Origin of the sequence: Leeuwenhoekiella marinoflava DSM 3653 (assembly GCF_900129005.1) — a bacterium.
Taxonomy (GTDB): Bacteria; Bacteroidota; Bacteroidia; order Flavobacteriales; family Flavobacteriaceae; genus Leeuwenhoekiella; species Leeuwenhoekiella marinoflava.
This window is the reverse complement of sequence record NZ_FQUN01000014.1, coordinates 101,869-121,792: the sequence shown is the minus strand read 5'-3', so window position 1 is coordinate 121,792 and position 19,924 is coordinate 101,869. Positions and strand designations below refer to the sequence as shown.

Annotated in this window: 21 protein-coding genes and 1 tRNA gene; 17 read left to right on the top strand and 5 right to left on the bottom strand. The window is 36.5% G+C overall.

The window, feature by feature from the left end:
* Positions 1-38 precede the first annotated feature (38 nt).
* From murA to BUB91_RS13690, 3 genes are all read right to left on the bottom strand, one after another.
* On the bottom strand, positions 39-1,352 hold the full coding sequence (murA, locus tag BUB91_RS13700; protein ID WP_073099856.1) for a UDP-N-acetylglucosamine 1-carboxyvinyltransferase: 1,314 nt from the start codon (positions 1,350-1,352) through the stop codon (positions 39-41).
* A gap of 20 nt (positions 1,353-1,372) precedes the next feature.
* Complete coding sequence (locus BUB91_RS13695; RefSeq protein WP_073099855.1) at positions 1,373-2,002, bottom strand: DUF4290 domain-containing protein; 630 nt, start codon at positions 2,000-2,002, stop codon at positions 1,373-1,375.
* Between the two features lie 121 nt (positions 2,003-2,123).
* A complete protein-coding gene (locus tag BUB91_RS13690) occupies positions 2,124-2,414 on the bottom strand; it encodes a DUF493 family protein (protein WP_073099854.1) in 291 nt (96 codons plus the stop codon).
* Between the two features lie 157 nt (positions 2,415-2,571).
* Here BUB91_RS13690 and BUB91_RS13685 point away from each other — a divergent pair, with 157 nt between their 5' ends.
* The 5 genes from BUB91_RS13685 to BUB91_RS13665 all read left to right on the top strand — a co-directional run bounded on the left by BUB91_RS13685 (position 2,572) and on the right by BUB91_RS13665 (position 7,114).
* Positions 2,572-3,111, top strand: coding sequence for an AAA family ATPase (locus BUB91_RS13685; RefSeq protein ID WP_073099853.1), 540 nt, complete (start codon positions 2,572-2,574; stop codon positions 3,109-3,111).
* On the top strand, positions 3,108-5,012 hold the full coding sequence (locus BUB91_RS13680) for a RecQ family ATP-dependent DNA helicase (RefSeq protein ID WP_073099852.1): 1,905 nt from the start codon (positions 3,108-3,110) through the stop codon (positions 5,010-5,012). Before BUB91_RS13685 ends, BUB91_RS13680 begins: the two co-directional genes overlap by 4 nt.
* Complete coding sequence (fmt, locus tag BUB91_RS13675; protein WP_073099851.1) at positions 5,009-5,974, top strand: methionyl-tRNA formyltransferase; 966 nt, start codon at positions 5,009-5,011, stop codon at positions 5,972-5,974. Before BUB91_RS13680 ends, fmt begins: the two co-directional genes overlap by 4 nt.
* 190 nt (positions 5,975-6,164) lie before the next feature.
* Entirely contained in the window at positions 6,165-6,437 is a 273-nt protein-coding gene (locus tag BUB91_RS13670) for an HU family DNA-binding protein (protein ID WP_009779660.1), read from the top strand.
* Between the two features lie 113 nt (positions 6,438-6,550).
* On the top strand, positions 6,551-7,114 hold the full coding sequence (locus tag BUB91_RS13665) for a YqgE/AlgH family protein (RefSeq protein ID WP_073099850.1): 564 nt from the start codon (positions 6,551-6,553) through the stop codon (positions 7,112-7,114).
* A 12-nt stretch (positions 7,115-7,126) separates the two neighbouring features.
* On the opposite strand, the gene BUB91_RS13660 is transcribed toward BUB91_RS13665, so the two are convergent.
* On the bottom strand, positions 7,127-7,969 hold the full coding sequence (locus BUB91_RS13660; protein WP_073099886.1) for an aminotransferase class IV: 843 nt from the start codon (positions 7,967-7,969) through the stop codon (positions 7,127-7,129).
* 52 nt (positions 7,970-8,021) lie between these two features.
* Positions 8,022-8,414 carry an START-like domain-containing protein gene (locus tag BUB91_RS13655; protein WP_073099849.1) on the bottom strand — a complete coding sequence of 131 codons (393 nt, stop codon included), beginning with the start codon at positions 8,412-8,414 and terminating at the stop codon, positions 8,022-8,024.
* Positions 8,415-8,594: 180 nt separating this feature from the next.
* Between BUB91_RS13655 and BUB91_RS13650 the strand changes: the two genes are divergently transcribed.
* The 12 genes from BUB91_RS13650 to BUB91_RS13595 all read left to right on the top strand — a co-directional run bounded on the left by BUB91_RS13650 (position 8,595) and on the right by BUB91_RS13595 (position 19,917).
* A tRNA-Met gene (locus BUB91_RS13650) sits at positions 8,595-8,668 on the top strand.
* Positions 8,669-9,197: 529 nt separating this feature from the next.
* Positions 9,198-9,479, top strand: a complete 282-nt coding sequence (locus BUB91_RS13645; protein ID WP_073099848.1) for a helix-turn-helix transcriptional regulator — start codon at positions 9,198-9,200, stop codon at positions 9,477-9,479.
* A gap of 63 nt (positions 9,480-9,542) precedes the next feature.
* The gene (locus BUB91_RS13640) at positions 9,543-10,760 is read left to right on the top strand and encodes a primase-helicase family protein (protein ID WP_073099847.1); all 1,218 of its coding nucleotides are present in this window, start codon (positions 9,543-9,545) and stop codon (positions 10,758-10,760) included.
* Positions 10,761-10,945: 185 nt separating this feature from the next.
* The gene (locus BUB91_RS13635) at positions 10,946-11,800 is read left to right on the top strand and encodes a toprim domain-containing protein (protein WP_073099846.1); all 855 of its coding nucleotides are present in this window, start codon (positions 10,946-10,948) and stop codon (positions 11,798-11,800) included.
* Positions 11,801-11,888: 88 nt separating this feature from the next.
* A complete protein-coding gene (gene mbpA, locus BUB91_RS13630; RefSeq protein ID WP_073099885.1) occupies positions 11,889-12,185 on the top strand; it encodes a mobilization protein MbpA in 297 nt (98 codons plus the stop codon).
* A complete protein-coding gene (locus tag BUB91_RS13625; RefSeq protein WP_073099845.1) occupies positions 12,182-13,006 on the top strand; it encodes a relaxase/mobilization nuclease domain-containing protein in 825 nt (274 codons plus the stop codon). The genes mbpA and BUB91_RS13625 overlap by 4 nt, the downstream gene beginning before the upstream one ends.
* The gene (locus BUB91_RS13620; protein ID WP_073099844.1) at positions 13,003-13,317 is read left to right on the top strand and encodes a DUF6730 family protein; all 315 of its coding nucleotides are present in this window, start codon (positions 13,003-13,005) and stop codon (positions 13,315-13,317) included. The genes BUB91_RS13625 and BUB91_RS13620 overlap by 4 nt, the downstream gene beginning before the upstream one ends.
* A 278-nt stretch (positions 13,318-13,595) precedes the next feature.
* Entirely contained in the window at positions 13,596-14,063 is a 468-nt protein-coding gene (locus BUB91_RS13615) for a DUF1905 domain-containing protein (RefSeq protein ID WP_073099843.1), read from the top strand.
* Between the two features lie 302 nt (positions 14,064-14,365).
* Positions 14,366-14,587, top strand: a complete 222-nt coding sequence (locus BUB91_RS13610; RefSeq protein ID WP_073099842.1) for a helix-turn-helix domain-containing protein — start codon at positions 14,366-14,368, stop codon at positions 14,585-14,587.
* Positions 14,584-14,919, top strand: a complete 336-nt coding sequence (locus BUB91_RS13605) for a HipA N-terminal domain-containing protein (RefSeq protein WP_073099841.1) — start codon at positions 14,584-14,586, stop codon at positions 14,917-14,919. Before BUB91_RS13610 ends, BUB91_RS13605 begins: the two co-directional genes overlap by 4 nt.
* Positions 14,909-15,862, top strand: a complete 954-nt coding sequence (locus BUB91_RS13600) for a HipA domain-containing protein (protein WP_073099840.1) — start codon at positions 14,909-14,911, stop codon at positions 15,860-15,862. Before BUB91_RS13605 ends, BUB91_RS13600 begins: the two co-directional genes overlap by 11 nt.
* Positions 15,863-16,635: 773 nt before the next feature.
* A complete protein-coding gene (locus BUB91_RS13595) occupies positions 16,636-19,917 on the top strand; it encodes a SusC/RagA family TonB-linked outer membrane protein (RefSeq protein WP_073099839.1) in 3,282 nt (1,093 codons plus the stop codon).
* Positions 19,918-19,924: the final 7 nt, after the last annotated feature.

The window sequence follows — 19,924 nt, the reverse complement described above, 5'->3', positions numbered from 1 at the left end:
TTTTGAGGTTTTTTGTTTCAATTATAAACGAATCAGTCTTAAGTTGTTCTTATAATTTTAGCTCCTATAGCACGTAGACGTTCATCGATATTTTCATATCCACGATCTATCTGCTCAATATTATGAATGGTTGAAGTTCCTTTAGCACTCAATGCAGCAATAAGCAATGAAATTCCAGCTCTGATATCTGGCGAAGTCATTGTAGTAGCTTTTAAAGTAGATTTAAAGTTATGACCTATAACCGTTGCACGATGCGGATCGCAAAGAATGATCTTCGCTCCCATATCAATCAATTTATCTACGAAAAACAAACGACTCTCAAACATTTTCTGGTGTATCAAAACTTCACCCTTTGCCTGAGTTGCCACAACTAAAATGATACTCAACAAATCTGGAGTAAAACCAGGCCACGGTGCATCACTAATCGTCATAAAAGAACCGTCTATAAAAGTCTCTATCTCATAACCATCTTTGTGTGCAGGGATAAAAATATCATCCCCTTTCTTTTCTACAGAAATACCCAATTTTCTAAACGTCGCCGGGATCAATCCAAGATCATTCCAACTTACATTCTTTATAGTAATCTCACTCTTGGTCATTGCAGCAAGGCCAATCCAAGATCCTATTTCAATCATATCTGGTAAAACAGTATGCTCACAACCTTTAAGCGCTTTTACACCTTCAATTTTCAGCATGTTAGAACCAATACCGTTTATCTTAGCGCCCATTTTATTGAGCATCTTACAAAGCTGTTGTAAATACGGTTCGCAAGCAGCATTGTATATAGTAGTTTCTCCTTCAGCCATCACTGCAGCCATCACGATGTTTGCAGTACCGGTAACAGAAGCTTCATCAAGTAACATAAAGGTTCCTTTTAAACCTTCTGGAGCTTCCACACCATAAAAACGCTCTTCTTTATTATAACGGAATTTAGCACCTAGCTTAATCATTCCTTCAAAATGCGTATCAAGACGTCTTCTGCCTATTTTATCACCTCCCGGACGTGGAATGTATCCTTTACCAAAACGTGCCAATAAAGGTCCCACAATCATTATAGAACCGCGCAGACCACCTCCTTCTTTCTTAAACTGCTCGCTCTCTAAATAATCCAAGTGCAATGCATCACTGATAAAAGAATACTTCCCTTTACCCAGTTTTTGAATTTTCACACCCAGATTACTCAATATATTGATGAGCTTATTGACGTCAACAATATCAGGTATGTTGTTTATAATGACTTCTTCAGGTGTTAATAAAACGGCGCAAAGTATCTGTAACGCTTCATTTTTTGCACCCTGCGGCTGGATGGATCCTTTAAGCTGATGCCCTCCTTCTATCTGAAATGTTCCCATTAAAATGTATTGCTAAAAAGTTAGTAGCGCTTTTTTCCGCGACTAGGTTTTTTACGGTAATTAGATTTACCAGACTTCTTATTGCGCATCAATTTTTGCGCTTCTTTTAAGTCTTCCTCTTTCTTTGCAAGATTAATCTGACCGTCACTCAATTCAAAAAGATGCTTAAATATCACCTCATCATCTACCGTGTCTTTGTTCCAGTTTAGGAAACACTTTTTCATGTGATTAGCTATAGAAAATTCTAAAGCTTCCCTTTTCTGCCCTTTTTCCCACTTCACGGCAACATCAATCATACGCTTGATGTTATTACCATAAAAACGATATTTTGGGTGATTTTGAGGATATTCTAAAGGCTCAGGATGTTCTTCTAATTTTTCACGAGATGGCTTCTCATAAGGAGAAATCGCATCCAATTTAAAATCGCTCATTATAAAAAGCTGATCCCAAAGTTTGTGTTGAAAATCTGGAACATCGCGCAAATGAGGCTGAATGTTACCCATCACAGCGATAATGCTGCGTGCGATAATGTTACGCTTTTTATCGTCTTCTTCTGCTATCGCCTGGTTGACCATTTTTTGAAGATGGCGGCCATACTCAGGTATGATGAGCTTTTCGCGCTCAGTATTGTATTCTAATTGATCTATCAATTGTAAAAATTTAAGTGAAGTAAGTTTCTCTTAAGAAACGTTTGGGCAAAGTACTAAAAATTGTACAAAAGCCCACAGTTCAAATTCAAATTAACCGAATTTTAATGCTGTTTTGTTGTATTTATAATGAAATAACCCCTTCTACAGCAGCAACTTCTTGATATTTCGCAATAACCGCATCAGGATTTTGCATACTCACATTTATAGAAACACTGGTATAAGTCCCTTTACTCGACTCTTTTGTAGAAATTACCGCGCCCATATTATCAAAGATTGTTTCAATCTGCTCAATCTTTTGTTTTTCAGAAGGAACGATAAATTTATATAGGTATTCTGAGGGCCAGCTAGTAGTTTCCTCTAGTCTCCCCTTTAGTTTTTTATAAAACTCTTCTGATTTATTATCTGTGCTCATAGCCTTATTTTAAGCTGCAAAGATACCATTCTTAAGCTAATTTTTGAATCGCTGCCTATTTGAGTATTTTTACGTTCTGAGAACGGTATTAATTCTAATAATTCCGTCGCTTAACTGACAAAAAATACCAGATTTAACCCGAAACAAAACAACAGAATTGACAGCAAAACGTATTGTTTTAATAGGAGGTCCCAGTACCGGAAAAACCACGCTTTTAAATGCGCTTAAAGCGGAAGGATTTCCGTGCTTGGATGAAGTTTCCCGCGAGGTGATAAAAGCAGCACAACAAGAAGGTGTTGAGCAGCTTTTTCTTACAGAACCGCTCTTATTTAGCGATAAACTTCTGGAGCGTCGCATACAACAATATCTGGATGCCGGTGCTTTAGAAGCAGAGCACGTTTTTATAGACCGTGGCATTCCTGACGTCACAGCTTACATGGACTTTATAGGCCAGCAATATCCGGAACGTTTTAGCAAAGCCTGTGAAACCTATCAATACGATCGTATTTTTTTGCTTCCGCTCTGGAAAGATATTCATACCACAGACAAAGAGCGTTATGAAAGTTTTGAAGAAGCGTATCAAATTCAAAACGAACTCATAAAAACCTATGAGTCGTATGGATATAATCCTATTGAGGTTCCTAAGACTTCCGTAGCAGGACGGGTATCTTTTATTCTGAAAAATCTCAAAAAATGAACATAACGCCACTTGAAGCTTTACAAAAGTTCTGGGGTTATGGCGCTTTTAGACCAAAACAGCTCGAGATCATCGAAGCTGTACAAAACAAACAAGACACCTTTGCCCTGCTGCCCACCGGTGGCGGAAAATCTATTTGTTATCAAATTCCGGCATTAATTTCTGAAGGTATTACGTTGGTGATTTCACCATTACTTTCTTTAATGCGCGATCAAGTGATGCAGTTAGAGAATCGCAACATCAAAGCATTATACATACCGGGTGGAATAAAATATAACGATCTAGACACCCTACTCGATAACTGCATCTACGGTAACTACAAACTGCTTTACCTCTCGCCAGAGCGCCTGCAGAATGAATTGGTTTTAACTCGTTTGAAGCAAATGAATCTTTCGCTCATTGCAGTAGATGAAGCACATTGTATTTCTCAATGGGGGCACGACTTTAGACCGGCTTATCGTAACATATCAAGCTTTAGAGAAAATTTTCCGGAGGTGACTTGTATTGCTTTGACCGCTACGGCCACTAAAAAAGTTCAGGAGGATATTGTAGAACAACTTGCTTTAGACCAACCTAAAATCGTTCAGCAATCTTTTGAAAGAAAGAATCTGGCTTATATCATCTTAAAAGAAGAAGACAAATATTACCGACTCATTTACCTTTTTAAAAAATACACAGGCAGCGGTATTGTGTATGTTCGCAGCAGAAAAACGGCACAAAACTATGCCGCTTATCTTAATAATAATGGCATTAAGGCCCATTATTACCACGGCGGCTTAGGAAACGGGGAACGGCAACAGCGGTTTAGTGACTGGTCGGCAAATAAAACCCAGATTATGGTTGCCACCAGTGCTTTTGGTATGGGTATCGATAAGGCAGATGTTGAGACAGTTGTTCACGTAGAATTACCAGAAAGTTTAGAAAGCTATTTTCAGGAAGCCGGGCGAGCCGGAAGAAATGGCAAGCGTGCTAACAGCATTATCCTCTATAATGAATCAGACAAAGACCGCTTGACTAATCAGTTTTTGAGGGTTTTACCGGCAGTAAGTTTTGTTAAGAAAGTTTACAAAAAACTGAATAGCTTTTTTCAAGTCTCTTATGGAGAGGGTGAACAAGAAACGTTTAGATTTGATTTTATGAATTTCTGCAAAACTTATAATTTCAATACGCTTCTTACCTATAACGCGCTTCAGCTACTCGACCGAAACAGTGTTATAATTCTTTCTCAAGAATTTTACCGTAAAGCAACTCTTCAGATAACAGTGACTCCGGTTAATCTTACGTTTTATCTCATCAAAAATCCGGGAATAGATGATATTGTAAAGAGTATACTCAGAACTTACGGCGGTATTTATGACCAACCTCTTGTTATAGATCACACTTTGATTGCTAAAAAATCTAAAGCTCCGCTTGCACAAATACATCAAGTACTTTTGCAATTGCATCAAGACGATGTTGCTGTTTACGATCATACAAATTTTGATACAGCTGTTACTTTTCTAGTTCAACGCGAAGATGAGTTGACCATCAATCGTATTGCAAAACCTATTAATACGCAGAACACGCGTAAGGTTAATCAGGTTAAAAGTATTTTGGGATATCTTGAAAATGACAAGGTTTGCAGAAGCATTCAGCTATTGGCTTATTTTGAAGAAAAACAACTATCCAAGTGTGGCATGTGTGATGTTTGTCTAACCGAAAATCGCAAGAAAAGAAAACCCAATGGTCTAGCAGTGCAAAACAAAATCTTAGCTTTGCTCGCATCCAAACCGTATTCTTCAAAATCTTTAAACCAACTATTAAGCTCTGTTGAAGAACAAGAACTTCTAACAGCTTTAAAAGCGCTTTTAGAAATGAATAAAATAACACTAACACCTTCTAATCTATATAAACTTTTATGAGAGATTTACGCATCGTTTTTATGGGGACACCAGATTTTGCTGTTGCCGGATTGCAAAAACTTGTAGAAAATAAGTATACGGTTGTGGGAGTAATCACCGCTCCAGACAGACCTGCCGGAAGAGGTCAAAAAATTCAACAAAGTGCCGTCAAGCAATACGCTGTAAAAGCAAACTTAAAGGTACTACAACCTACTAATCTTAAAGACCCGGAGTTTATTGACGAATTGAAAACGCTTAATGCAAACCTTCAGATTGTTGTAGCTTTTAGAATGCTACCCGAAGTAGTCTGGAAAATGCCAGAATACGGGACCTTTAACTTACATGCGTCTCTCCTGCCCGACTATCGCGGTGCTGCTCCTATAAACTGGGCTATTATTACGGGCGAAAAAGAAACTGGAGTGACTACTTTCTTTATAGATGAAAAGATTGATACCGGCGCTATAATCCTTCAGGAAAAAATAAAGATTGAAACAGAAGAAAATGCAGGAAGCTTGCACGACAGACTTATGAATCTGGGCAGTGAATTGATACTTAAAACCGTTCAGTTGATTGAAAAAGGTACAGTTGAAACTACAATTCAACCAAAGCAAGAGCAACTACATACCGCTTATAAACTCAATAGAGACAACACACGCATAGACTGGTCTCAACCTGTAGAAAGCATTTACAATCACATACGCGGTTTGAGTCCGTATCCTGTAGCATGGACCTTATTTACTAATGGAGATGAAAAAGAGCTTCAGTTGAAGGTTTATAAAGCTTCTATTACATCTGCTGATGAATCTTCAGAATTAGGCGAAGCAAGCGTCGGTGAAATTTCAATAAAAAACGATGAACTGTTTGTTGCTACATCATCAAACTGGTTAAAACTCGAAGAAGTTCAACTTTCAGGAAAAAAGAGAATGCCGGTAAAAGATCTGCTAAATGGATTTAGCTTCCAAGAGTCAGCTAAAACGTTGTAATCCTAAGGAAATGTTGATATTCCTTATATTTTGTTAAAAGCCCCTTTCGTTATCAACAAAACGTTAAAGTTATCAACATAAACCGTGATTTCCTGCGCTATTGCTTGCATGAACAAAATATCCGTCTAAATTTGTTAGAACAATAAACAAAAGTTTAACCGACATTTAATTTTTTTAAAAATTTAGAATTATGAACAAATCAGATTTAATTGATGCAATGGCAGAAGATGCTGGTATTACTAAAGCAGCAGCTAAAAAAGCATTAGAATCATTTTTAGGAAATATCGAAAAATCATTGAAAGGTGGAGATCGCGTTTCTTTAGTAGGTTTCGGTTCTTGGTCTGTATCAAAACGTGCAGCTCGTGAAGGAAGAAACCCACAAACTGGAAAAACTATTCAGATTGCTGCTAAAAATGTAGTGAAGTTTAAAGCTGGTTCTGATTTATCAGACGCTGTAAACTAAGCATCTTTAGCTTATAAAATTCAAAAAGCTCCCAAAAATGGGAGCTTTTTTTATATTTGTTATTTTTTTGTTAATTATAAAAAATTAGAGTAGCTTAGAACAAACACTACTTTATGACAGCAAACAAACCCCAAAAAGGCAATTTACTTATAGCTGAACCAACTATAATTGGCGATGTCTCCTTTAATCGGTCTGTTGTCTTACTGGCAAATCATTCTGATGAAGGCTCTGTTGGCTTTATCCTCAATAAACCACTCACATTTACGCTCAATGAATTGATTCCTGAGATAAATTGTGACGAAATGCAAATCTATAATGGAGGCCCTGTAGAGCAAGACAACTTATACTTTCTACATAAAGTACCAGACTTGATTCCTGACAGTATTGAGATTTCTAATGGTATTTACTGGGGAGGAGATTTTGATACGGTTATAGAACGTATTACCGCAAATGAAATTTCTCCTGATGAGATTCGTTTTTTTCTAGGGTATTCCGGTTGGGACAGTACTCAACTAGATGGTGAACTTGGAGCTAATGCCTGGATTGTAACAGAAAACACTTATAAAAAAGACATCATCAACAAATGCTTTCCTGACTTTTGGAAAGAAAAGATGATTGAATTAGGTGGTGAATATCTCCTCTGGTCAAATGCTCCGGAAAATCCTAGCAATAATTAAAACCTAATTTAATTATTTTGCCAGTCTAGCCTGTGCATTCAATTTACCTAATAGATCTTTAGCTACTTTATTAGTATAGGTTTTCTTGCGATATTTTGTTATCGGCTGAATTCCCACAATTGCATTAGTAATAAATAACTCATCGGCCTTTTGTAGCTCAAAAGGAGAAATACTGGCTTCTTCAACAGTATAGTCTTCAAGCTTTTTAAGCATTTCTATAAGTTGCTTTCTAATAATCCCCCTTAAACAACCGTCTTCTAATGATGGTGTTTTGATCACATTGCCTTTTACCAAGAATAAATTACCATTTAAAGCTTCTACAACAGCTTTATTGTTATTCAATAATAAGCAGTTTGCATAATCATTTTCTTCAGCATAGATACTTCCGGTCACGTGAATGATCTTATTAGCGGTCTTTAGAGTAGATATTAAATCTGCATTTACATAATGATCTTTATATAACTCCACTTCGTAGCTTTCTTCATTCAGAATAAAAAAAGGATTTTTAAGCTCTTTAGCAAACGCATAAAAGCCTACACCATTATCTTCTGGTAAATATTTTCCTCCTTCATTACGTGTAACGGTAAGACGAATACTAGCTGCTTTATTCTGAAACGTTTCTGCTTCAATCACTTTAAGCAGTTCCTCTTCTAGATTTTCTAAGGTAAAGTGCATAGGGATTTCCATACGAAGGATTCGCATAGACGCCATAAGTCTAAAATAATGATCTTCCCAAAAAGTTAATTTACCGCCTGTATAACGTATGGTTTCAAATACAGCATCTCCATAAAGCATACCGCGATTATAGGCCGTAAATTGCGGGTTTTCGGTAAGTGTTCCATTAAAATTGATCATAAAAAAAGTCCCTTTTTTCAAAGGGACAAATATAAGATTTAAGTACAGGTTTCTAGTTAGAACCTATAATATGTTTTAATTCTGAAATTTGATTTTCCCAAAACATCTTTCCTTCATCTACTTCATCTTTCTCTGCAAAATCAGTAACAATAAGAGAAACATCTTTTGTAATCTCATCTACAACAATACGTAATTCAAAATAATATAGATTTTCGTCTTCTACATCATCCATCCATCTAAACTTTATACGCTCATCACTCTTCTTACCCAGAAGTTTTGCTTTCTCTTCACTCCCATTCCAAATAAACGTATAATACTCTCCGCGAGAGTTTACATTATCTGCAAACCACTCAGACATACCTGAAGGTGAAGACATATATTGATACAAAAGTGACGGGGAGGCCTGTATAGGGAACTCGATTTCAAATTTTATTTTTTCTTCCATGGAATCTTTATTCGGTTGGGTCGCCAATATAAATATTAATTACAGAGTAAAAAAGATTAGTAGTATTTTTTTATTTTATATTTAAGATGCTTGCCAGCTTAATAAATGTTATTATATTTGCACCCGCTTAGGGAAATCCCTCAGCATAGTCTTTAAAGAGATTTATAGAATTACTAAAACGGCGAGGTAGCTCAGTTGGTTAGAGCGTCGGATTCATAACCCGGAGGTCGGGGGATCGTGCCCCCCTCTCGCTACTTGATTTTCAGGCAGTTACATTAATTTGTAGCTGCCTGACTCACTAAAGGTACAACATAGGTAAAACTTTAACATTTTTAACACTTGAAAATGACCGTGTTCTACCAATCTCAATCAATTGAAATCAAATTTAATTACCTACCACTTTTCTCCTGAAATAATTCAATTTCCTTTTTATACAAGCTAAAAAATCTTGTATTCTATTTACAATACTTATATTTTTTTACTTTACTTCTTCAATTAAAAGACGTTTTATAGCTCTTTGATGGGGTCTGAATTAAAACTTTCTTAGACATTAATTGTTGATAAGTCCAATAAACCTTTAAAAGATTCATTTAATTTAAAGTCTTTTGTGAGTGAAGAATTTCAATTGATGTCAAAATATATGGTTTGCTTTTATTCCATTTTGTGTATAAAAACACGCTTAGTATAAGCTTTTAAACGTACCTCCTACTTACTTTTATCAAAGGAATTCTATAAAAAATAAACAAAGCGCTTTGTTCATTATTCAATTTAAAAACGAATATCATGAACACGATTAAATTAGACGAAAGGCTTGCGCGAATTGAATCGCTTCTGCTCGCCCAGAAAAAAGTACTTACTACTGAAGAAGCTTGTGATTATACAGGTATGTCTCGCAGCTACCTTTACAAATTAACTTCTACCGGAGCAATACCACACTGCAAACCCACTGGCAAACTCATCTATTTCGATATTGATTTGCTAAATGAATGGCTTTTAAACAATCAACAAGATTCTCATTTTCAAGTTGAAGATAAGAATCGTATAACAACTTCAAATAAACGTTGATTAATTCAGTAAACACCCCATTTCCTTATGGGGTGTTCCTTTTTCATTTAAACATATCTTATTATGAAAGCCATACCATATATACGTGTAGGAACCTCTTATTACAAATCAGTTAAAGCACCTACTATTGCAGGTCACTTTAATGAATTCTTAATTCCCTGGAGTATTGAAACTATAAGACAGGATCATGGCAAAACCTATTTAAGTAAAATACTAAAGTATGATGGGTTTACCTGTATTCCAAGTCATACTGATTTTAAACCAGCATACTACCATTTTTATAATACCTACTCTCCGCTTAGCAAAAAACCAAAGGAGGGAACCATAAGTTACACTCAAAAATTTATCAAGCATATTTTTGGAGAGCACTATGAGTTAGGACTGGATTACCTGCAACTACTTTACTTGCGGCCAGTTCAGATACTGCCGATTTTATGTTTGGTATCCCGAGAACGTTCCACCGGTAAAAGCACCTTCTTAAAATGGTTGAAAATCATTTTTGAAAACAATCTCACCTATCTGACTAATGACAGTTTTACCAGTCAGTTTAATGCAGATTGGGCAAATAAACTGCTAATCTGTATTGATGAGGTGCTCTTTAATAAAGAAGAACTCACAGAACGAATCAAATACCTGAGCACAACCAATATCAATATGCTTGAAGCGAAAGGTAAAGATAAACGAGAGGTTGAGTTTTTTGGAAAGTTTATACTCTGCAGTAATAATGAGGATAATTTTATAAAGATAGATGGAAACGAGACCCGATTTTGGATTCGAAAAATTCCCAGGGTTGATCAGGAAGTAACCAATTACTTAGAACATCTAGAAGCTGAAGTCCCAGCCTTTCTTTACTTTTTGAAGCATCGTAAAATCCATTCGAAGCATGCTACCAGAATGTGGTTTCATTCGAGTCAAATTAGAACAAAAGCATTAACCCGATTAGTGCTCCATAATCGAAACCGGGTAGAAAAAGAACTTGCTGAGATTCTCCTTCTGGCATTGGATCATTTCAATCTTACTGAAATTGATCTCTGTCCCATTGATGCTTTGAATCTCTTGAGTAAAACCAGAATCAAAACAGATCTTACTCAATTGAGAAAGCTGCTTAAAAAAGATTGGAGGATCACTAACAAATCTAATACGCTTTGCTACCAAAAGCTGCTGATGTGGCAAGACGGATCGCTTCAGTTTACCGAAGCTAAAGGAAGGTATTTTACCATCACTAAGGATTTTCTAATTGAAAATTTTGATGCACTGATGAATGATGAAGCTGAAGACTAGTATTTGTAGCTATTAAAGTACTCATCATTTATTCATCTTTAAATCATCAAAATAAAAAGTGATGCAGATGAAAAAAAAAGAATGATGAGCTGATGCCCTTTTGATGATTTAAAAAAACTAGAACCCATAAGGGATAGCAGCCTAAAACATCACTTCATCAAAAAATAACTCCAAAGTAAAGGCTGATGAAAAAAGAAAAACTATCGTGTGAAAATGCCCGAAAAATTTCCATCGTGAAGGCGCTGGAATTTTTAGGACACTATCCCACTCGCAATTCGGAAAAGGAAGCTTGGTTTCTGAGTCCCCTTCGGTCAGAAACCCAAGCATCCTTTAAAGTTTCTAAAACATTAAACTGCTGGTACGATCACGGATTAGGTAAAGGCGGCAACTGTATCGATCTGGTTTGTGCCCTTTCAAAAGTATCTGTAAGCCATGCATTAGCGATTTTAGCTCAGCTTAAAACGGTTGATTATGATCTACCCAAACAGCAGGAAACCAATTTTAAGGAATCTAGAATTGAAATCAAGCATGTAAAAATGATTCAACATCCAGCACTACTAGAATATATACACGAGCGAAAAATTAGTCTGATTGCTGCAAAGCGATTCTGTAGGGAAGTCCATTATACTATTGGAAGTAAATACTATTTCTCAATTGCACTGAAGAACAATTCCGGAGGATGGGAATTTAGAAATCGCCACTGTAAATCGTCCAGTTCTCCAAAAGATCTGACTTTGGTTAAAAATGGATTTTCATATTTAATTATTCTAGAAGGAATGTTTGACCTGTTATCGCTTATTACAGTATATCCAAATTTAAAAAGAGAAGCTGATTTTCTGGTTTTAAACTCCGTTGCTTTTGCGGATAGGGCACTCCCCTATTTTGATCATTATAAACTTGTTGAACTCTACTTAGATCAGGATGAAGCCGGAAGAAAAGCCACAGCAAACTTCTTGAATTCAACTTCTAAATGTATCGATAAATCGGAATTCTATACTGCTGAAAAGGACTTGAATGCCTGGCTGATGAAAACGAATTAAAACTGATTTCTGGAAAGCAGGGCAAGATGTGTGGCTGTGGCCACAATCTTGCTTTGCTCCCGGTGGTTGCAAAGAAAAAAAACAAACGATGAAACGAGCACTTATCAAATTCAGATGCAGCGTGTATGAGAAAAAATTGCTGCAGGTAAAAGCTAAAGCTGCAGGTTCTTCTTTAAGTGCCTTTTGTAGAAATAGCCTAATGGAACAACAAATCACTCAGCGTATGAGTGAGGAGCATATGGACACCTATAAAATGCTGGTCAAGTATCACAACAACTTTAAACGCATTGGAAATATGTATAAAAAAGGAAATCCAAAGCTCAGTGAAGAAGTGATTTTAGTGGCTGAAGAAATCAAGAAACACTTAAAAACCATACTCAAATGATTGGCAAAGGAAGTTCCATATCTAGTACTCTTGGAGCTTTGCGATATGGCAATAATCAAGAGAAAGAAGCTGAACAGGTTTATAGTGACCTAATCACCGGAGAAACTGCTGAAGAGATCACTCAGGAATTTAAAGCCGTGCAAGCGCTCAATCAAAATTGTGAGCGCAATACTTTGAGTTTTATTCTAAGCCCAACGGTGACCGATGGAACTCAAATGAATACTGAGGATTTAGGCAAACTCACTAAAACCTTTATTCAAAACATGAAATTGCAAGACCGACAGGCAGTGGCTTATGTACATCGAGATAAAGCGCATACACACGTGCATCTTTATGTCAATCGTATCGATCTAAAGGGCAAGGCATATAACGACAGTTTTATAGGCAAGCAAAGTCAATTGGCTGCTGAGCGAACTGCAAAGCAAATGGGTATTCAAACCGTGCAGGACGTACAATTTGAAAAAAATAAAGAGCTCGCACATACGCGAGGTGAAATCCATAAGGCGCATCAGCAAGCCATGCAAGGCCCCTCTAAAGATCTTCAGACCTATATCAACCGAATGAGAGATCAGCAGATTGATGTTATACCGGTAATCAATAAATCCAAACAGCTGCAGGGTTTTCGTTTTGAGTACCAAGGGCAAAGTATAAAAGGTAGTGCCGTTCACCGGTCGATGTCTGCCAGTAATTTGCTCAAATCCATCAACCGTACAAAAAGTGTTGTTTTACTAGGAACAAGCGTGCCCATTGCACCAAGCCTGGCTAAAGCTGTTGCCAAAAAGGTCCTAAAAATTGTAATCGATAAAGGAATTGGAATATGACAAAGCTCGAACTAATCTCAGAACTTCTCGTTGAAGAATTACATTCCTTTAAGGAGGAAGTCAATCGCTTAGAGCAAATTGAAAAAAATCTAAAGAGTACGTCTATCAAAGCAGACAGCACACAAATTGAAAAGTTAATTGAGGAACATCTTAAAAAACTACATATAGATCTAACAACTCAACAGAAATATCGTAAAGAAATACTAAAGCGTATTAAACATTCCCGGACGATTCCGAATTGGTTGTTAGTGCTAGCTTTATTTCTTTTTCTTTCACAAGCATTTAGTATTGTTTACCTGTTGCTACGCTAATAGGTAAAACAGAAATAATTTTTTCTTTCAAAAAAAACCTAGCCGTTGTGAAGGCCTTTTCGAAAGAAAAAATAATGGGAAGGGATTTGAGTGAGATGATACTTTGTATTAAAAAGTAATTTTACGTCTTAACATCACCTTATTCTATAGTCTTTGTTTTCTTCTAATTTCAGGCTCATTTCGTAAAAGCCTATATTTATAAGGTCTCAGTGCACTAATTAATTTAAAGGCACACCTATATAATTATTAGCAATATCAAATAACGTGGAAATAAAAGAATGAAAAAAATTGTCGACAATCAAGAGCTTGAATTAATTTATAAAAGTGGAAATGGAGCTTGGACATACCATCTTGTCATACCTAATACAGCCGACATAGATGGAACTTGGGGTTCGCTAAAAGTATCTGGTTTAATAGATGATTACGAGTTAAAAGAAATGAATTTAGCACCAAGAAAAGAAGAGGACAAAATAATTTCAATAAACCAAGAAATCAGAAATGCAATAGGTAAGACCGGTGGGGATAAGGTGACTGTTACTTTATATCTGCATACCCATGACAGAATTCATAAAAATTCAGAAATTTTCCAATGTTTTGAAGATGCAAGTGTACTAGACTCGTTTAAATCATTACATAAAGATCAACAAAATGAAATTTTAAATGATATTACTTCAAAAAAAACAGAGGCCAAACAAATTGAACAAGTAAACCACCATATTAACCAATTGCTTAAACAGAATAGCTAAGCGGTTAATGGTAAGAAAGAATCTGAAAAAATTATAAAAATCAAGAATCTAATGTATTGGCTGAATCTGACAAGAAACGGATAACAAGGGGTTGAACAGATAGGATAATCTGCTTCGTTCTGTGAATCCGCTAAAAATCTATCTGAAAAAAACGGTTTCTTTCTATTCTATAATTTGAATAAAAAGTAATGCCTTATTTAAAAATTATATGTAATTACAACGATTTAAGGTTTCATTTCTTATTTATATGCTTTTAAATATAAATGACTATATTTAAATGTCTTTATATTTAAAAACATACAATGGAGAAATTATCAACGTTCTTGAAAACACGAAGAAAGGAGGTTAATCTCACGCAACAGGAATTTGCTGATCGCGTAGGAGTTGCATTAACAGTTATTAGAAAAATTGAGCAAGGAAAGACCAATCTTAATATGACTAAAGTTAACTTGGTGCTAGGTATGTTTGGTCACGAACTGGCAGTTGTGAAAACCGCAGATTTTGAAAAATCAACTAAGAAATGAGAAAAGCCCTAATCTATTATAAAGATATATTAGCCGGTCATCTTACCGAAAAAGATGATGGAGATTATATATTTCAATATACTCCTGAATATGTTTCAGCTTACAAAGATCAGTTTCTCACGTTCACCATGCCTGTAACTGAAAAGCCCTATATCAATAATCACCTTTTTGCTTTTTTTGAAGGTTTGATCCCTGAAGGATGGTTATTAGATATCGCAAGTAAAAACTGGAAATTACAACCGAACGACCGTATGGGACTATTGCTGGCTTGCTGTCAAAATTGTATCGGAGCTGTTAGTGTTCAACCAATACCAGATCCTGATGAAAAATAAATGTTTATACTGTTATGAACCCATTGAAAACGAAAAGGATTTTCATACAAAATGTAGTCAAGAATTCTTTGATACAGATCAACCTCCTATTTTAGCGTATTCTTTAGATCAAATGAATGAGTTAGCTAAGGAAGTTGTTGAGCGTAGTATTGCAGTACCTGGGGTCCAGCCAAAACTATCCCTTTCGCTATTAGATGATGTTGAAGATAAAGAGGCAGGAAGATTAACGGTTGTGGGTGCATTGGGAGGTAATTATATTTTTAAGCCGCCATCAACACTCTATCCTGAAATGCCCCAAAATGAGCATGTCACGATGCGTATTGCAGAGTCTTTTGGGATAAATGTTGTTCCGTCAAGCTTAATAAGATTAGCATCAGGTGAGCTGGCTTATATCACCAAGCGCATCGATCGAACTTCCGAGGGAGAAAAAATACATATGCTCGATATGTTCCAAATAACAGAAGCCTATGATAAGTATAAAAGCTCGATGGAGAAGATTGGGAAAGCATTGGAAGCGTACTCAACAAATACGGGGCTTGATAAAATATTCTTTTTTGAATTGGTTGTGTTTAGCTTTTTGACGGGGAATAATGATATGCATCTTAAAAATTTCTCAATGATTCTTAATGATGGGAAATGGCTTTTGGCTCCTGCCTATGATTTGCTAAATGTTTCTCTGGTTAATCCAGAAGACAAAGAAGAAATGGCCCTTACCATTAATGGAAAGAAAAATAAACTTACACAAATGGATTTTGAGTATTTAGGTGAAAATATGGGATTGACAAATAAGCAGATTTCTGGAGTTTTCAAAAGAATGATTGACAAACGTAAACTTTTTAAAAGTTGGCTTAATAAGTCCAATTTATCTAACGATATGTGCAAAGAATACGAGCGCATTTTTCTATTGAGATGTGCCCTACTCGCTTCTAAGAAAATAGCCTGATAGTATAAGCGCTTAAAGTTTACCCGCGTATTTATTGCAGTTTTTAAGATCTTCATTTTTAACGTAAAAATGGGCTCAGCCCAATAAAATCATTGATTTTTTAGCGTGAAATTAGTGCATTAAAGTATAAGTGAACTCACGCCGTTGTGCTTGCCCCGTGGCATTTAGTGCGTATCTTAAATCTCACTTTACGGGCGTACAAGCCCCCTCCACCCATTTGGGTTATTCTATAGATTGTAGGATTCTATTTTTTTTAATCAGCATTATTAAATTTGCGACACTTTAAAATTTCAATTTGAAAAAGCACGCTCACGCCCGTTGTATATGCCCTTTGACATTTAGTGAGTATCTGAGACCTCACCTTACGGGTATACAAACACCCTCCAAAATTCATAATCATCTAAAAAACCTGAAATAGAGGAAAGATTCTATCCTCTTTGTTAGCATAGAGCAAGTACCCTGAGCTATCCATTCTGTTCTATAAAAAAACCTAAAAAAACATTAACTCAACTTTTTCAAATCTTGTGATTTGTAAATCTTAGGTTAAATTTCTTACTAAAAGCATTTACTTATTAAATTTTAGATAAAATTAAGTTAATCCAATTGGATGATATAAGCCTTTCTTTTGTCTTCAAATAGATATCTAACTCCTTAAAGACAATTTTATAAGACACACCTTTTGAATTAGCCCAAAATTTAAAGCCCGTTTCTGTTGCAGCAGAAACGGGTGATTAAAAATAAAAACTACAGTACAAATCCATAGTTCTATTCTGATGAAAAACAAAATACTCCAATTTTTTAAATTGCATGCCTTTGTGCCCAAATTTTTGGTCGCATTCACCTTATTACTCTGCTCCTCCAGCTTCTTATACGCTGCTAATATTCCACCAATCTCAAACTCTGAACAACAAAAACTAACAGGAACTGTTCTTGATAATACTGGGATGCCCTTGCCGGGTGCTTCCATTATGGAAGTAAACACAACCAACGGTGCCTCTTCTGATTTTGACGGTAACTTTGAACTTAATGTATCTCAATTACCTGCCGTTATTAAAATATCCTATGTAGGCTTCACAACTCAGGAAATCACTATTGAATCCTTAGCGCCAATCCAAGTCCAATTGCAGGCCGATAATAATGCCCTGGATGAAGTGGTGGTTGTAGGTTACGGGGAAACCAGTCGAGAAAAACTTTCTACCGCCGTGAGTACCGTAAATACCGAAAACCTGGAGCAACGACCAGTAGCTGATGTCACCTCAAGCCTTCAAGGTCTAAGCCCTGGACTTAATGTTACTCAAAGTACCGGTAAAATAGGCGCAGAACCTCGTATCAATATTAGAGGTTTCACCTCTATTAATGGAGGAACACCGCTTATTCTTATCGATGGTATTGAAGGAAGCTTAAGCAACCTCAACCCAAATGATGTAGAATCAATAAGTGTCTTAAAAGATGCCGGAGCGGCAGCAATTTACGGAGCACGAGGTTCATTTGGGGTGGTCTTAGTTACCACTAAAAATGCTGATAAAGGTAATGTTCAAGTGAACCTGGGAGTGACCACTGCAATCAACTCCCCCACAATGAACACCGATTTCCTTACAGATCCTTTTAAAGCTGTATCTATCGTGGATGAGGCCTTTAGAAACAATAGTGGCGCTTCCTATACCGGTTATACCGAAGAAGATATGCAGGCTCTTTTTGAAGTTTCTCAAGATCCTTCCTTGGCACGCGTTATTATCGATCAACGTAACGGCCGAGATCAATATGTTCACTATGGATATACAGACTGGTGGAATACCTTTTTTAGAAAGACCTATCCTACACAAATCTACAATGCTTCCGTTTCCGGAGGGTCAGAAAAAATAAAAGCCTACTTCTCGTATCGTAATTTCCAATCGAAAGGAATTCTCAAAGTTCAAGATGATAGTTACGAAAAATATAATTTACGAGGTAAAGTAGACATTGAAGTCACAGATTGGTTATCATTCTCAAACAATATGCAGTACAACAGCTCAGAAGATTTGGAGCATAGCGGGAGTCAATATGGTAACTACAGTAATCTTTGGGGAAGTTTAATATGGGTACACGCACTCCCTTCGTATGTTCCTGTTAATCCTGATGGCGGGGCCTTATGGCGTACCGAACTGAATAACTATACCATTGGTGATGGTGTTTATGCCGGATTATTACAAGGCACTACAAAACAACAAACCAATAATAATGAGTTTAGTAATATAGCTTCGGTTGAACTGAAGCCTGTAAAGGGTGTGACCCTTAATGCTAACTACGCAATAAGACGTAATGAGTATAGTAGATTTCAACGTTCCACCCGTATCCCCTACTCCATTTATCCCGAGCAATTGGATCTCATGGGTAATGATTACCTCAATGAGTATCGCACAGAAAGCAAGTATGATGCACTGAATATCTATGGAGAATATAAGGGCTATTTCGGAGATCATACACTTAAAGCTACTATTGGTTTCAACCAAGAAACTTTTATTACTAAAAGTATCAACGCCAGTAAACAAAACTTGATTTCTAACGACCTGAATTCCTTAGGCCTGGCAACTTCAAATCCTACTACCTCCGGTAGTGCTTCGGAGTGGGCCCTGCAAGGTTTGTTTTACAGATTATCGTATGACTATAAAGATAAATACGTAGCTGAGTTCAATGGCAGGTATGATGCAACTTCACGCTTTCCATCTGCATACCGTTGGGGCTTTTTCCCATCTTTTTCCGGTGCATGGCTAGTGAATAAAGAGCAATTCTTTGAAAATGCTACAGGCGAAACTTTTGACCTCTTAAAATTCCGCGCCTCATATGGGTCTTTAGGAAATCAAAATATTAATAATTATGCTTATTTCCCGACCTTACCTAATGGACTGTATAACTATGTACTCAATGGTAGTCGTTTAAATTATATCGAATCTCCAGCTTTAAATCCAAGTGAAATTACTTGGGAAAAAGTAAGCACACTTGATTTTGGAGTTGATGTAGGTTTATTAAACAATCACTTATCTGCTTCTTTCGACTGGTTTCAAAGAGATACCGAAGGCATGCTTTCTCCAGGAGCAACACTTCCCAGTGTTTTAGGAACAGGATCTCCTCTAGAGAATGCAGCCGACTTAAGAACAAAAGGTTTTGAATTGTCTGTGAGTTATAACGACTATTTTGAACTTGCTGAAGATACATTCAATTGGACTGTTACTGCGAATCTATCGAACTCCAAAACAAAAATAACTGACTTCGATAATCCCAACCGCAGCCTTGTAGATTTTTACGAAGGCATGACCATTGGTGAACTTTGGGGATATCGTATCGATGGTCTTTTTCAAACCGAAGAAGAGATTGCCAATCACGCAGATCAAAGTTTTGTTTCAAATAGAATTACTTCTGGAGGTGGATTGCAACCGGGCGATGTAAAATATTTAGACCTGGATGGTGATGGATATATTGGAGAAGGTGAAAACACGGTTGACAACCCCGGGGATCGCGAAATAATCGGAAATTCTGCACCACAGTATTTATATAGTTTATTAGCTAATGCGAATTGGAAGGGCTTTGATTTTTCTGTGTTCTTTCAAGGTGTAGGTAAACAAGACTGGTATCCCAATTCTGACTCTCGTATGTTTTGGGGTCCTTACAACAGACCCTACAATTCTTTTATTAGAAAAGATATGGTAGCTGATATGTGGAGCCCGGAAAATACCGATGCCTATTATCCTCGAAATTACGGTTATATAGCCCTGGGTGGTTCTTTAGAAAAAGTAAATGATCGCTATCTGCAAAGCGTAGCCTACTTGAGACTGAAAAACTTGACTGTAGGGTATACCCTTCCTGATGGAATCATATCCAAAACCTCAGCCACCAAACTGCGTATTTACTTCAGTGGAGAGAACCTTTTGACTTTCTCTAAGTTAACCGATTATATCGATCCGGAAGCAGCAAGTGCTTCTGTTAATTTAAACAGTCCATCAACCTCTGCAAATCGCGGAACCGCACAAACCAACCCATTTTCAGAAACCTATTCCTTAGGATTATCTCTTAAATTTTAAAAAACGT